The organism is Empedobacter brevis NBRC 14943 = ATCC 43319, assembly GCF_000382425.1.
Classification (GTDB): Bacteria; Bacteroidota; Bacteroidia; order Flavobacteriales; family Weeksellaceae; genus Empedobacter; species Empedobacter brevis.
This window is the reverse complement of the sequence record NZ_KB908305.1, coordinates 1-14126: the sequence shown is the minus strand read 5'-3', so window position 1 is coordinate 14126 and position 14126 is coordinate 1. Positions and strand designations below refer to the sequence as shown.

15 protein-coding genes and 1 pseudogene are annotated in these 14126 nt (G+C 31.1%); 3 read left to right on the top strand and 13 right to left on the bottom strand.

Going from position 1 to position 14126, the window contains the following annotated elements; translation table 11 throughout:
- Positions 1-79 precede the first annotated feature (79 nt).
- Genes thrA through thrC form a run of 3 tightly spaced genes read left to right on the top strand, consistent with a single transcriptional unit; the run spans position 80 to position 4837 of the window.
- Positions 80-2533: a bifunctional aspartate kinase/homoserine dehydrogenase I gene (gene thrA, locus H277_RS0116755; RefSeq protein ID WP_026357690.1), complete on the top strand. Its 2454-nt coding sequence runs from the start codon at positions 80-82 to the stop codon at positions 2531-2533.
- A gap of 4 nt (positions 2534-2537) precedes the next feature.
- The gene (locus tag H277_RS0116750) at positions 2538-3521 is read left to right on the top strand and encodes a homoserine kinase (protein WP_019976779.1); all 984 of its coding nucleotides are present in this window, start codon (positions 2538-2540) and stop codon (positions 3519-3521) included.
- Between the two features lie 2 nt (positions 3522-3523).
- Entirely contained in the window at positions 3524-4837 is a 1314-nt protein-coding gene (thrC, locus tag H277_RS0116745) for a threonine synthase (RefSeq protein ID WP_019976778.1), read from the top strand.
- A 217-nt stretch (positions 4838-5054) separates the two neighbouring features.
- On the opposite strand, the gene H277_RS0116740 is transcribed toward thrC, so the two are convergent.
- The 13 genes and pseudogenes from H277_RS0116740 to H277_RS19875 all read right to left on the bottom strand — a co-directional run.
- Positions 5055-5249 (bottom strand): DUF2283 domain-containing protein, encoded by a 195-nt coding sequence (locus H277_RS0116740; RefSeq protein ID WP_019976777.1) that lies wholly within the window; start codon positions 5247-5249, stop codon positions 5055-5057.
- The gene (locus tag H277_RS20585; RefSeq protein ID WP_260392639.1) at positions 5250-6047 is read right to left on the bottom strand and encodes an RHS repeat domain-containing protein; all 798 of its coding nucleotides are present in this window, start codon (positions 6045-6047) and stop codon (positions 5250-5252) included.
- Positions 6048-6128: 81 nt separating this feature from the next.
- Entirely contained in the window at positions 6129-6773 is a 645-nt protein-coding gene (locus H277_RS0116730; protein ID WP_019976775.1) for a DUF4304 domain-containing protein, read from the bottom strand.
- Between the two features lie 1015 nt (positions 6774-7788).
- On the bottom strand, positions 7789-8244 hold the full coding sequence (locus tag H277_RS0116720) for a hypothetical protein (protein WP_019976773.1): 456 nt from the start codon (positions 8242-8244) through the stop codon (positions 7789-7791).
- The gene (locus tag H277_RS0116715) at positions 8241-8921 is read right to left on the bottom strand and encodes a hypothetical protein (protein ID WP_019976772.1); all 681 of its coding nucleotides are present in this window, start codon (positions 8919-8921) and stop codon (positions 8241-8243) included. Before H277_RS0116715 ends, H277_RS0116720 begins: the two co-directional genes overlap by 4 nt.
- A gap of 9 nt (positions 8922-8930) precedes the next feature.
- Positions 8931-9098 (bottom strand): annotated as a pseudogene (locus H277_RS20545) (RHS repeat domain-containing protein); the annotation flags it as partial.
- An 18-nt stretch (positions 9099-9116) separates the two neighbouring features.
- Positions 9117-9605: a hypothetical protein gene (locus H277_RS0116710; protein ID WP_019976771.1), complete on the bottom strand. Its 489-nt coding sequence runs from the start codon at positions 9603-9605 to the stop codon at positions 9117-9119.
- Positions 9606-9607: 2 nt separating this feature from the next.
- Positions 9608-10351, bottom strand: coding sequence for a hypothetical protein (locus tag H277_RS0116705; RefSeq protein ID WP_019976770.1), 744 nt, complete (start codon positions 10349-10351; stop codon positions 9608-9610).
- A 72-nt stretch (positions 10352-10423) separates the two neighbouring features.
- The gene (locus H277_RS0116700; RefSeq protein WP_019976769.1) at positions 10424-11068 is read right to left on the bottom strand and encodes a hypothetical protein; all 645 of its coding nucleotides are present in this window, start codon (positions 11066-11068) and stop codon (positions 10424-10426) included.
- 15 nt (positions 11069-11083) lie between these two features.
- Positions 11084-11605 carry a zinc metalloprotease gene (locus H277_RS0116695; protein WP_019976768.1) on the bottom strand — a complete coding sequence of 174 codons (522 nt, stop codon included), beginning with the start codon at positions 11603-11605 and terminating at the stop codon, positions 11084-11086.
- A 121-nt stretch (positions 11606-11726) separates the two neighbouring features.
- A complete protein-coding gene (locus H277_RS0116690) occupies positions 11727-12089 on the bottom strand; it encodes a hypothetical protein (RefSeq protein WP_019976767.1) in 363 nt (120 codons plus the stop codon).
- 175 nt (positions 12090-12264) lie between these two features.
- Complete coding sequence (locus H277_RS0116685) at positions 12265-12705, bottom strand: hypothetical protein (protein WP_019976766.1); 441 nt, start codon at positions 12703-12705, stop codon at positions 12265-12267.
- 8 nt (positions 12706-12713) lie between these two features.
- Positions 12714-14126, bottom strand: a 1413-nt coding sequence (locus H277_RS19875) for an RHS repeat-associated core domain-containing protein (protein WP_154652451.1), incomplete at its 5' end; no start/stop codon positions are given.

Below are 14126 nucleotides of genomic sequence, written 5' to 3'. Positions count from 1 at the left end.
TATGTTTTAATTCTAAAAAAATAATGCAAAAGCATCTTCTCAAAAGGAAGATGCTTTTTTTATGGTTAAAATTCAAGATATGAAGATTTTAAAATTCGGAGGAACATCAGTCGGATCAGTAGAAAGCATCCGCTCAGTGGTAGAAATTGTGAAACAAGAAAAGCAGCAAAATAATTCGATTATTTTAGTTGTTTCAGCGATGTCAGGTATGACTAATCTATTGACCAAAATGTCCGAGGAAGCTTCATGGGGAAATTTAGATGAGAATGATTTGAAGTTCTTTCAAGAGAAACATTTTGAAATTGTAAAAGCATTAATTAACATTTCTGATCAAAACCCAATTCTAACCAAACTAAAATTATTGATGAATGAACTGGAAGATTTGTTACAAGGAGTTGAAACGCTCAAAGAATTAAGTCCTCAAACAAAAGATTTGATTCTCAGTTTTGGAGAAAGATGCAGTGCATTGTTACTAACGGAAATCATTCAGCAAAATGTAGGAGAAGCGAAAGCTGTTGATGCTTCTGATTATATTGTGACGGATAGTAATTTTGGACAGGCGAATGTGATGGAAGAAATGACGTACCAAAACATTCAGCTACTTGCAAAAAAATATTCCGATAAGTTATTTGTTGTAACAGGATTTATCGCTGCCAATGAAGAGAATCGCATCACAACTTTGGGACGTGGAGGTTCTGATTATACGGCAGCTTTATTTGGTGCAGCTTTGCATGCAGAGAAAATCGAAATTTGGACAGATGTGAATGGAATGATGACAGCCGATCCCCGTTTTGTAGCGAAAGCTTTTTCGTTAAAGAGTTTGTCCTATACTGAAGCAATGGAATTGTCTTATTTTGGGGCAAAAGTAATTTACCCGCCTACGATGGCTCCTGCATTCAAACTTAGAATTCCAATTGTCATCAAAAATACATTTCAACCGGAATTTGAAGGAACAAAAATTCAGTTCAATACTGAACCAACCATTTTTCCAATCAAAGGAATTTCGTCTGTCAAGAATGTAGCACTGATTAATATAAAAGGAAGTGGCTTGGTTGGAAAGCTTGGCTTTAGCGGAAGACTTTTTTCACTTTTAGCACGGCATCACATCAACATTGTATTGATTACACAATCTTCGTCGGAACATAGTATAACATTAGCGATTCATCATGATGAAGTTGAGAAAGCAAAGCAATTAATAGAGGATGAGTTTTATTTAGAAATCGATGCGAAATGGTTGGAACCTATTGAAATAGAAGAAAAGCTTGGAATTATGGCAATTGTTGGAGAAAACATGAAAAAAACAGTTGGGGTTTCGGGTAAATTGTTTTACGCTTTGGGACGAAATGGAATTAATGTCAGAGCAATAGCCCAAGGTTCTTCCGAGTATAATATTTCTGTTGTGTTGAATGAAAATGATTTGTCAAAAGCTTTGAACGCTGTTCATGATGCATTTTTTTACCATTTAAAAAAGACGATTCACGTTTTCAATGTTGGGATAGGAAACATTGGGGCTACTTTCTTGAAACAATTGGAAAAACAGAAAGATTTTTTAGCAGAAAATAACGACATCGAAATTAAATTAGTCGGATTATCTGATTCAAAAAAAATGATTTTTGATGAAAAAGGAATTCAATTAACTGCATGGAGAAATGCGTTAAACCATTCGTCTTTAGAAGCCAATTTAGATGAATTTATGCAGGAAATGAAACGACTTAATTTACCCAACTGTGTTTTTGTGGACAATACAGCAAGTTCAGTCGTTCCGAAATATTACAAACAAATTTTTGAACATAATATTTCTGTGGTGACGTGTAATAAAATTGCAAATTCCTCTTCTTACCGGGAGTATTATGAGTTGAAACAGACAGCACGTAAGTACGGGATAGACTTTCTTTACGAAACAAATGTTGGGGCAGGTTTACCAATAATAAGCGTTCTGAAAGATTTACGAATGAGTGGAGATCAAATTCTAAAAATTGAAGCCATTCTATCCGGTACAATTTCGTATATCTTCAATCATTTTAAAGGTGAAAACACGTTTGCAGAAGTGGTTAAAAAAGCACAGGAACTGGGGTATACAGAACCTGATCCCCGTGATGATTTGAGTGGAATCGATTTTATGAGAAAAATGTTAATTCTAGCGCGTGATAATGGCTATCAGGTAGAAGCTGAGGATGTGAAAATAGATGCTATTCTGCCGGAAAGTTGTCTGACTGCAGAAACAGTAACAGCTTTTTATCAGATATTAGAAAACGAAAATGATTATTTCGAACAAATAAAAAAACGAGCAGAATCAGAACAAAAAGCAATTCGCTATATCGGAGTTTTAGAAAATGGGAGGATTTCTATTTCTTTAGAATTAGTTGATCATCAACATCCTTTTTATGCTTTGTCAGGAAGCGATAATGTGATTTCTTTTACAACAGAACGTTACAAAGAAAGACCACTGGTTGTAAAAGGCCCTGGTGCCGGAGCAGAAGTTACAGCAGCCGGTGTTTTTGCAGATTTAGTTAATATAAGCTCAATAAAATAGAAAGATGAATCAAATAATCGAAAGTAAATATAAGCTTGATCAAGCTAAAATTTTAGAAGAAGTACATGTTTTTGCCCCTGCAACAGTTGCTAATATGATTTGTGGATTTGATATTTTAGGTTTTGCAGTTGATGAACCTGGAGATGAGGTGATCATGAGAAAGACAGAAAAATTAGGAATTGAAATTCTTAAAATCACAGGAGATGACGGTAAATTGCCTTTGGATGCAATGAAAAATACGGTTTCCCATTCAGCCTGGAAATTATTCTGCGATTTAGGTTTGCAAAATTCATTTGGTTTATCGATAGAGTTGCACAAGAAAATGCCTATTGGTAGTGGGTTAGGTTCAAGTGCGGCAAGTACAGTTGCAGGTATTTTCGCTTTAAACGAATTGTTAGGGCAACCACTTTCTAAAAAAGAACTTTTACCCTATTGCATGGAAGGAGAGCGCTTGGCTTGTGGTGCAGCGCATGCCGATAATGTTGCGCCGTCTTTGTTTGGAGGGATTACATTAATTCCTTCATATGAACCACTTTTGGTACGCTCATTACCGGTTCCGGAAAATTTATATGCAACATTAATTTATCCAAAAGTAGAAGTCCAGACAAAAGAAGCACGCAAATTAATAAAAGACAAAGTACAGTTGAGTAAAGCAATTAAACAATGGGGAAATATTGCCAGTTTGATTTCAGCACTTTATGAAAATGATTACGAGGAGATTGGACGTTCGATGCAAGATGAAATTATAGAACCTAACCGTTCTCTATTGATTCCTTTTTTTGATGAAATGAAACAAATTTCTCTTGAAAATAATGCTTTAACATTTGGAATTTCAGGTTCTGGCCCAACAGTCATAGCATTAACAAATGATAAAGCAAATGCGGAAAGAATAGAACAACATCTTCATCATTTTTTGCATATTCACCAAATAGAGCATCAGACATTTGTTTCTAAGATTAATGAACGAGGTCCTTACGTAAAAAACTAAATATGAAGTTATACAGTACAAATAATTCTAAAAACAGAGTCGATTTTAAACAAGCTGTTTTTCAATCGTTGCCTGAAGATAATGGATTGTATATGCCGTTATCACTGGAAAAAATTGATCGAGACTGGTTAGATTCGATTGAAAATTATTCATTCCGAGATATTGCAAAAAGAGTGAGTATTGAATTGTTAAAAGATGATTTTTCTGAAGAAGAACTCTATCCTTTGATTGATGAGATCATCAACTTCCCTGCACCATTAGTCTTCTTAGAAGATGATTTAGCGGTTTTGGAATTATTTCATGGACCTTCTTTTGCATTCAAGGATTTTGGCGCAAGGTTTATGAGCCGTATAATGGCACATTATTCAAAAAAGAAGGATCAATTGCTCGATGTTTTGGTTGCTACTTCCGGTGATACAGGAGGTGCAGTGGCATTAGGATTTTTAGGTGTAGAGGGAACAAGGGTGACCATTTTGTATCCAAAAGGAAAAGTATCTCCAATTCAGGAATTGCAGTTGACAGCCAATGGAAATAATATACGTGCAATAGAGGTTGATGGAACATTTGACGATTGTCAAGCTTTGGTGAAACAAGCTTTTTTGGATAAAGATTTAACGAAAACCTTAAATTTAACCTCAGCCAACTCGATTAATATTGCGCGATTGATTCCTCAATCTTTTTATTACTTTGAAGCTGTTGCACAAGCAAAAAGAAAAGGATTTCACCAGGTTTCTTTCGTTGTTCCGAGTGGAAATTTTGGAAATATTACGGCAGGAATTTTAGCTTCGAAATTAGGACTGGAAGTTCGTCAGTTTATTGCAGCAACGAATGCAAATGATACGGTTCCGATGTTCTTAAAAACGGAAAAATATCAACCAAAATCAACTGTACAAACATTGTCTAATGCAATGGATGTTAGCCGTCCGAGTAATTGGGTTCGTGTAATGGAGTTTTTTGAGCAGAATGTGGAACAGTTAAAAACAAAGATGACTTCTAAAGCTTATTCAGATGACGAAACACTTGAAGCTATAAAAGAGATTGATAAACGATACCATTATATTGCTTGCCCACATACATCGATTGCATGGTTAGCGGCAAAGGAATACCAAGAAAAAAAGGAGGCGAACAATGAAGCTGTCATCTTTTTATCAACTGCGCATCCGTGTAAGTTTCCGGAAGTTTTTCCGAAAGAAATCAGTGAAAAAATCGTCTATCCAAAAGAAGTCGAAGAATTAAAATCTAGATTATCACAGAAAGTTAGGTTGAAAAATGACTTTAGTGAGTTGAAGAATTGGTTGTTCGTAAATCGTTCATAACTTAAACCGTTTATATATTAATAAGCTTCTACTTTCAAAGAGTGTAGGGGCTTATTTTCGTTATGAATTGACGATTTGTTTTATCCTGAGTTAGTTTTTCTTTTATAAAACGTAGCAATTTTATACAATAACACCAAAGGTAGACCAGCATCTACCTTTTGATTTATTGTGAATTAATTTGTTTTGTAAAATAACAATATATTTACAAAACTAGCTCTTATTTTAAAATTTCAATACCTATTAAAAAACCATCTTTATTAAAGTCTAAGTATACAGGAGTTCCTTTATATCCTTTAATTAAAGAAGCTATATCAATATTTTTTTCAACAATTCCGAAAATATTTTTTTTTGGATGTTCTTTTAATTGGATATAAATAGTTTCTTCATTTTCTTTTATAATAATATCTTTCATTTATTTTTTATTTAATACTATTTTTAATTTAGCTGTGCCGTTTGGAGCTACTTGGTAAGAAGCCATGCCGTTTTTTCCTACTTCTTTAGAAAGTTTCTCTAATGAAGCTTTAGCTTCATCCATATTTTTAAAAACTCCTCTTTCGACGCCTCTTTCAACTGCATGTCCTATATTGCTATTTACAGCTTTTAATATTTTAGCAACTTTACCTCCTTTTATCACTAGATTTAACTCTCCTGCTGGAGAAGGATCCAATATAGCTACTAAAACAATGGCTGAATAGTATGTAGTGACTTCTAATTTATTGTTTGTATCTAGTTCATTTGGAATTAAAGCATCAATAAGAGGGTTGGTAATTGCCCCAATACCTATAGACCCTCCTAATAACTTAGTGTTATCTTTTACACTATCTATGTACGCTTTTTTTAAGCCACTTAATATTCCATTTTTACAACATTTTTCCTCTTCTTTGTTTTTCTCATCTTCTCCACCTTCGTAAGTTCCATCACCATTATTCGTCCATGTACTTGAAGAAGTTGTATTATCCCACATTTCTTGGAGGCTACTAACAGCCATCATCCCATCGGGATCAATAAAATAAATAGGGTTATTATACGCATATGTATAAGGAGACCATCTTCTTGATATTTCCGCCAACGGATCCACAACGCTCAACCTTCCAATCGCCGGATCGTAATTTCTCCACTGGTAATCATACCAGCCTAAGCCAAGTTCCTCTTGTAGCTCTTTCCCGTTGTACTTATACTTATAATTTGCGGGTCCTGAATTACTTCCTATACCAATGCCGATTTCTACATTTCTAAAAAGAACGTCGTTATAGTTTTAATCCAAGGTAGAAATCTACCTTGGGTTTTACTATCATTTTGTAAATGAATATTTTATTATTTTTAGAAATTCATTTTTGTAGTTTTCTTCAGCATTTTCTAGTTCTTTCATATATATATCAACTAATTCATCATAGTTTGGATTATTGTTAAGTTTTGCAGCGATTATACCAATATTCGCTCTCAACGGATATAAATAATTATGTATTGACATTTTTAAAGGATAACTATTAAGTAAGTAATCTACTCGTTCTATACTAGAATTATCATTAAAATATGGTAAAATAATTTCAATTAAATGTGATTCAAAATTATTTACTATGTTTTCTATATCATTATCATTTTCTATTAACCAATAATTAGTAGGTTTCTTTTTGTAACAAAAATCATCTGCTTTATTTTTTAAAATTAAAAAATCATTACCTAAAGTTAAATATGGTCTTCCTTCAATATTAGTAATAGATTTATATACATTTTCAATCTCTGAAAGTTTGATAATTATTTCAAGTTTTAAATAAATTTTATCAGATTTTTTATGGAAAAAAAATCTAATAATTTGAGCAACATCATTATTAGAACGTTTAAATTCTTGTTTATTTTTATTACAAATAAAATTATATTCTATAAGAAAAGGGGCTATTCCATTAGCTATAGAAGTAAATACATTTTTTATATTCATGGTTTTCTAGTTTCTCTATCAGGAGTATTTTTAACATCTATTTTCTGACCTTTTGCAGATCCAGCATTTTTACCTCTTAATTCTACTGATTCTCCATTACGATATCTTTTTTGTTGTGTGGTTTGTTTTGCATTTCCACTTTTTGTTTCATTTGTTTGTTTAGCCTTACCAGTTTTAGAATCAATGACTACATTATCAAAAATAGTTTTAGATCCATCTTCAAATTTACCTGTTACCTGTGTTAGTACTTCATCTTCTGGAAATTCTTGTTCTAATTCACCAGTTACTTCTTTTTCCGCTTCTTTACCTTTCCTTTGATTTTCTTTAAGAGTTTCTTTTTTAGAATTATCAGAATCATTGTTTAATACCCAATTGATACCAGAAATTATTCCTGCAGCTATTTTAGAGAAAAATCTCCATTTTTTTTTTGGAAATTATTTTCAGCTTTTACATAAGCAGTACTTAATTCAACGATTTGTTCGAATTAGTTTGCTATGTATAGCTCAAATTATTGATGAAAGGAGCATTAATAATCTCATTGTTTTCCATTTTTATCGTATCCTTGTTATCGTTTCAACATGCATTGAAATGATGAATAATGCTTACAAATAAAAAGTTTAAGAATTTCTTTGATAAAAATATAGTAACTTTATAAAATAACAGAAGGTAGACATTTGCCTATCTTGATGGATAAGTATATAATTTAATATGTTATTTTATCTTTTTAGCACAATAATCCCTATTGGGATAACTTTTCTAACCTTTATATGTATATACCCTAAAAATTTTAAGCAATTTGTAAAAGCTTATAATTACTCATTATTAGGGGTATTTCTATACTTAATAATCATTTATCTTTTAAAACATTTAGGAGTAGCAATTGATACTTGGGCTATTTATTCGATTTTGGTATTTATGATACCCGCTATATTTCTTTTTATCTTATTCAATCTGATTATCCTTATTAGAAGATTCTAATTTTCTAAATATTCCGTTCACACTATCACTTCCTCTATCAATTATTTCCTCCGACTTTATCTAAAATAATCAATGAATCATTTTTTATTTGATAAATCCAAACAGGGTATAAAAGATCTGAAATAAAAATATTATCAGTAGTATAATTATTTAATTTATGTTTAGTTTTTTTATAATATTTTGAACCTAGATTCTTATTATCACTAATAATTATATTATTTTCATAAATACCATATATACTATCATCATTTTCCATTTTAATACCCATAGGCTCTAAAGTTAATGTAATAACAGTATCATTATTAATTTTATCAAAATGTATTAGATAATGGGATTTCGCATACATTTTTTTATCTGTCTCTAAAAGATTGTTTATATTATTTTCTTTTTGATAAAAATTCATCTCTTTAAGTAGATTGTTTTTCAGAGAATCCTTTTTTTTACAGTTTAGACATACTAGCATAAGTAATTGTATAACAATTAATCTATTCATTGTTTTAGATCTTTAGATTTATTAATACTTTTTATTAAATTGATAGATTTTCTAGTAACTTGATATAAATTACCAGTTTTAGGAAAATATACATAGTTATTGAGAACTCTATTGTCGGCATTTTTAAAATCTCCTGCTCTATATGCAGTTCCATTTCTTGAATAATTTCCCATACTATTTATTTCAGTATAATCTTCTTTATAAATTGTAGAAGCAGGATGATTGTGATATATTTTTGAAGCATTATCAACATCAACTCCTATATAACCAAAACTAGGAGAGTTTTTTTTGTATAAAGTAGGGTTAGTAAACCTTTGTAATGAAATCCAATCTTTACCATTATTCCTAAAATAAGTTAAAGAGAACTCAGAATTTTCTGCAATATCAGCAGAGAATTTGAACATTTTTAATAAATCTCTTTCAGTACTCTCTGAATATTCCGCAATTGATTGATTATAACTATAATCATAGTCATTTTGACTTTTTCTTTTTAAAAGCATTTGCGATAATAAGCCTTTAGTTTGAATGATTAAACCATCTTTTGAATTTACTTTTCCATCTTCATTATAATCTTTTATTGTTTGATTTTTAGAATCATAACCATATAAGACATCTGTTTTATTTTCTCTCTTAGCTAGAATATATTTACCATTTTCATCAACTAAGTAAACATCCATTCCATCCTTATCAACAAATCTAACAGGATTATTTAAAACGTAATTATATGAAGAATAGTCAAAGAACTTCTCGGCTAACGGATCAATATTGAACCATCTTCCAATCGCCGGATCGTAATTTCTAGCGCCGTAGTCGTAAAGATTTAAGTTTAACTCCTCCTGTAATTCTTTTCCATTATAACGATACCTATATTTTTATTTACATTTTGGCAAAATCTTTTTAGCTCTTCTCATACCGCTACCGGGATATTCATACTCATATGTATATTCTTTTCCGGGTAAAGGATTGTAAATCCTTTTATACGCCTTCTTATTAGTATTATATACATTTAGAACAATGTAATCGTGGTCTAACCAATTTAACTTAAAGTCTTCTATTTCGTAGTCATAATACTCTGTATTTCCGTTACAGGTTTCAGAATAAGAAAATTTTAGATAAATAGTTTCTATATTTTTTAATAAGAGTTTATCATAATCTGAACTATTCATTTTTACACGTCCAGGAACTATCGTAACATTTATAGTATCTTTTACTCCAGAAGATTCTTCGTAAATGATTTTACCATATGTGTACTTTACGATATTTCCATCTACTAATACTATAATATTGGATTCCTTTTCCTGAGCATAAGAAGTAGCACAATAAATGCTAAAAATGATAAATATAAATAATTTGAACTTCATTGTTATTTTCCTAAAATTTTTTGAACAGCTTTTACTTTTAACTGAATGGGAGTTGTACTACTACCATTATAAATTCCAATACCTTTTGATGGTGAACTTATGGAGGTTTCATTCTGCCCAGTCATAGGATTTGGTTTAATAGTTCCTTCCGCTAACCCTAATCGTCCTGCAATTATATTTGTTCCAAATTGTTTGAATGTATTTTGATCATTTGATGATGGTTCCAAAGCACTCGAACTATATGTCTTTTCCCCTATGGCTTCAGATGCAGTAGGATGAGAATGTATTGAGGCTTCAACATCAGCTATTGTCTTTCCTTCAGGAATGGCGGGTAATTTTGCAGAAGCATATTCATCTGCACCAAATTGAACTTCCGGTCCCGCTTCTCCTTTAACTACCGTTCCGTCTTTCATGACCAATGAACTTTCTTCTTTCTTGCCACCATTGGCATCCGTTCTATCTAATACTGCTAAGGATTCTTTTAATGATGCATCACTTGGTAATAATGATGCAGAATCAACATCTGATGCCTGAGTTGTACCTCCTTTTTTATTTGTTTTCTTAATGGATTTTACATCATCTTTATTGGTAACAACATATTTTTTCTGATCATCTATTCCGTCTGTACCAATTTTATTTCCATCTGTATCGTAAAAATCTCCTGGCGGTGTAGCAAACATCCCATCTGGATCTATAAATCGTAAAGGGTTATTAAATGCATAATTATAAGGCGAATGACGTCTCATTAATTCATTGACAGGGGTCGATATAAATCTCCCTCTAATAGGAGGGAGTATAAATCTGAACTATCTTGTTTTCTAGAATGTAAATTTCTGATATTCTTTTATAACTCTTCCGTTCTTTGCATTAATTTGAAGAACTTTTGTTCTTCTGTTATTTTTTTGTTCCTTTAAAGTCCATATTAAACGAGGAAAAAATATTTTATAGTCATTGGAATTTTGTTTTGTTTCATAATCTATTTCCCATGAAGTAATTTCATATCCTCTATTTTTTGATATTTTCAATGCTTTTTCTAAATTAATTACTTTTCCCTCTATTACCTTAAGTTGAGGCTTCAGATAGTCTTTTAATCCTTTCCATTTATCAGCCCTAATTAAATTATCCTGATAGTGACAGCCTACTTTAACAAAACCTATTTTTTGGTCATTATGTATTACATTTAATATTAAAACATACTCTGTAGGAATAGCTTTGATGGTATCTAAATTTTTTACTTGGGCTTTCAAATAACTTTCATTTGTTGTATAATCAATGTAATTAAAATAGCTATTGACAGAATCCATTTTAAAATGCTCTATTACAAATGATTTTCCAAAAATGGGAAATAAAGTTTGGATATAAAAACTCTCTTCACAGGATTTAAAACCTGATGTAATTCTATTATTTTGTGCATTTGATATAGAAAATAGGAATAGTAGTACTATAAATGATGTATATTTCATAATTATTAATGTTTTCTATTGGTTAGGAGCAAAAACTAATCGACCAACCGATCCTTCTGTTATAGTGTTATTTTGCTTATCATTTAAATATCGTGATGATGTCTGTCCATATCCCGCTCTACTATTATTTATAACATCGCTTGTAGAAACAACTCTTCCCATTAATGCTTGAATTCCAAGACTATTCACACCAGGAAGTGTATATGTCGTTTTCTCTATATTATTTATACCACCACCTGGATTGTATAAACTGGTAGCACCTGTCATCATATTTCCAGGGTCTCCATGATTTCCTCCTAAGTTATGACCTATTTCATGTATAGATACAGCAGCATATATCGTTTGTAAAGATGCTTGAGGATTAGGAGAATTGTAAAATGAGTTTACAGAGGTTGAGTCTAAATTTATATGCTTACTATCAGCATTTCCTAAATCTTTTGAATTTCCCGCAGGGCCATTCGTTACAGTATTTCCAAATCTTAAATAACGGTCTGCTCCATCTGGATTAGATACTTGTATCTCATCATTATTTGCCATTTGTTGTGCTGCTGACTCATCTGCTACCTCTGTAGCTGATAAATTAAAACTAACATAAACTTTATTTCCATCTCCATCTTTAAGCCTTTGAACACAAGATGAAGCAATACAATTATTATTTCTATTCTTTTTTTAATGTTATATTACCAAAATTTAGTTTATCCTTATTTACAAGCTTAAATCGATAGATTGTATCAGTCTTGAGATTGTAACTTGTGAGATAATCAGTTGGATATTCTGGTTTTTCACAATATAAGACCAATATTTCATTTTCTAACTTCCAAGACCCCATACAAAATTCTCTTAACAAATCTTGTTTAAGCAAAAAAGTTTTATTTGACTTAACAGTTAAACTTACTTTTTGTTTAGCATTAATATAGCTACCATATATTGTTTTTTCTGATACAACAAAACTTTGTGCTGCACAAGAAAATAATGTAACAGACATCAAAAAGGCAATAAACTTATTTTTTATAATGTACATTAGGATATGTTTTTAGTTTAAATTGTAATCTAAAAAGGACGTTTTTATAACTTTATTTGTAAAGAGAGGGTTCTTTTTTAGTCCTCCTCTTTACTTTATTGTGAATATATAAATGATTAATTATTATATAGTAAACAGATTGTAGAATAAAATATATTTATAAGACGATTTGTCCTTAATAATTTATAGGATTTTTATTTTTCCATAATTCTGTATAGAGTTTAGGGAATTCACTTTTAATACTTTTATTAACATTTTCATAATGTATACCTGAATTTAGTATAGAATAATATGATTTTAATTCATTTTTATTCATGTCTTTAAGTAAAAAATATACATGATTATCACCTAGTTTTTTGGTTATGACATATATATAATAAGAATGTAAATAAGCAGATTCTCCATCTAAAAAATTAACATCTAAAAAGATAATTTCTTTAAAAGATAATTTGTCTCCTTTTAAACTATTATTCACTAATGCACAATACTCTATATCATGTTTGTACATTTTATCTAAAACAATTTCATCTATTTTTATAGTTGAATTTTCACATTTTTTAGGATAACAATTACTGACAAAAAGTATAATAAAAATTAATATTTGTAAAACCTTCATAATAAAATTTAATTAATAGGACCTAGTACTGTTGGACTTATCATTGGTATTCTTGTATTGTTAGATTTCTTAGGATTAATACTTGTTCCTATAACTCTCATGGTACCATATTTAGTTCTTGTAGAGAAAGGATTAAATCTTTGTCTACCTTGCCTATCGGGAACCTCACTTTTTGAAGTTGTATCCATTATTTGATTAATAACATTCCACTCTAAATTTCTATCACTTGAGCTATCTGAGCTACATAATGTGACACATCCCCAGCTTTCAAGACCTAGATGTAGTCTAAAATTACTTCTATTAGTTCCATCCTTTTTTTTAGAATTTTGATGAGTATCATCATATCGAAAACTATCTTGTGGATCTAATCTGTACCAATCATCATGTTTTCCTCCTTTATTATCTAGAATATCATATTCTCCATTAGGAATAGGAACTTGTAGACCTCCTGTATTAGGATGATTAGTTCCATTTTCGTCACCTTGATTGATATTTCCATTTTCATCTGCAATTCCTCCACTGAATACTCCTTTTATTACTAAAACTTGGTTTGCTATAAGTTTACCCTTTTTATCTCTAATCCCTTTTACGTTATAATCTTTAGCAGAGACATTAACCGTTTTTAATCCTTTTTTATAATTATCCATATCCATAATCGATAACTCTCCTGTTTCTGCATTGTATGATATTCGAACTTCTCTTCCGTCAGGATCTATATAATTTATAGGATTATTTATTGTATAATTATATGGAGTTAATGAAGCATACTTCTCCGCCAGCGGATCAATGTTGAACCATCGCCCTAAAGCCGGATCATAATTTCTTGCGCCGTAGTCATAGATATTTAAGCCAAGCTCCTCCTGTAACTCTTTCCCGTTGTACTTATACTTATAATTCGTGGAACCGGAAGTATTTCCAATTCCTACACCAATTTCAACCCGTTCACGTTCTCGTATCGTAATATCTACTGGCGGTTTATTGTAACCTTTGTGTTGTAAACCAAACGGATAATAATGGTCTTCGTTGACGGTTTTTAATTTACTGTTCACATCATCCCATGCATAACTTACGCGCACATTTCCCAAATGATCGGTTAAATTATAAACGTAATTATACGCCACTGATCCTGCTGTTATGGCATTTACATACCCCTCTGTTGTCGGAAAAAACTGCAACACCCCGTCTTTGTACTGAAATCCGTCCAAATACTCGGTTGTGGTAGTGGTTAATCCGGCATTTACACCTTGCTGTGCTTTTACAATTTTCCTTAACTTAACACCTGTTGCACTGTACGCATACTCTATTGTCTGCGCACCCTTTTTCACTAAGGTAGGTAAATTTAAGTGATTGTAGTCGATTTCGATGCCTTTATTTAAATCTGTTTTCAGGTTTCCGTTGACATCATACGTGTAATCATTCCC

What these genes read in the sequence shown, in the direction of transcription:
- thrA (WP_026357690.1), top strand. Translation starts at nt 80, where the DNA reads ATGAAGATTTTAAAATTCGGAGGAACATCAGTCGGATCAGTAGAAAGC.
- H277_RS0116750 (WP_019976779.1), top strand. Translation starts at nt 2,538, where the DNA reads ATGAATCAAATAATCGAAAGTAAATATAAGCTTGATCAAGCTAAAATT.
- thrC (WP_019976778.1), top strand. Translation starts at nt 3,524, where the DNA reads ATGAAGTTATACAGTACAAATAATTCTAAAAACAGAGTCGATTTTAAA.
- H277_RS0116740 (WP_019976777.1), bottom strand. Translation starts at nt 5,249, where the DNA reads ATGAAAGATATTATTATAAAAGAAAATGAAGAAACTATTTATATCCAA.
- H277_RS0116730 (WP_019976775.1), bottom strand. Translation starts at nt 6,773, where the DNA reads ATGAATATAAAAAATGTATTTACTTCTATAGCTAATGGAATAGCCCCT.
- H277_RS0116720 (WP_019976773.1), bottom strand. Translation starts at nt 8,244, where the DNA reads ATGAATAGATTAATTGTTATACAATTACTTATGCTAGTATGTCTAAAC.
- H277_RS0116715 (WP_019976772.1), bottom strand. Translation starts at nt 8,921, where the DNA reads ATGGATGTTTACTTAGTTGATGAAAATGGTAAATATATTCTAGCTAAG.
- H277_RS0116710 (WP_019976771.1), bottom strand. Translation starts at nt 9,605, where the DNA reads ATGAAGTTCAAATTATTTATATTTATCATTTTTAGCATTTATTGTGCT.
- H277_RS0116705 (WP_019976770.1), bottom strand. Translation starts at nt 10,351, where the DNA reads ATGAGACGTCATTCGCCTTATAATTATGCATTTAATAACCCTTTACGA.
- H277_RS0116700 (WP_019976769.1), bottom strand. Translation starts at nt 11,068, where the DNA reads ATGAAATATACATCATTTATAGTACTACTATTCCTATTTTCTATATCA.
- H277_RS0116695 (WP_019976768.1), bottom strand. Translation starts at nt 11,605, where the DNA reads ATGGCAAATAATGATGAGATACAAGTATCTAATCCAGATGGAGCAGAC.
- H277_RS0116690 (WP_019976767.1), bottom strand. Translation starts at nt 12,089, where the DNA reads ATGTACATTATAAAAAATAAGTTTATTGCCTTTTTGATGTCTGTTACA.
- H277_RS0116685 (WP_019976766.1), bottom strand. Translation starts at nt 12,705, where the DNA reads ATGAAGGTTTTACAAATATTAATTTTTATTATACTTTTTGTCAGTAAT.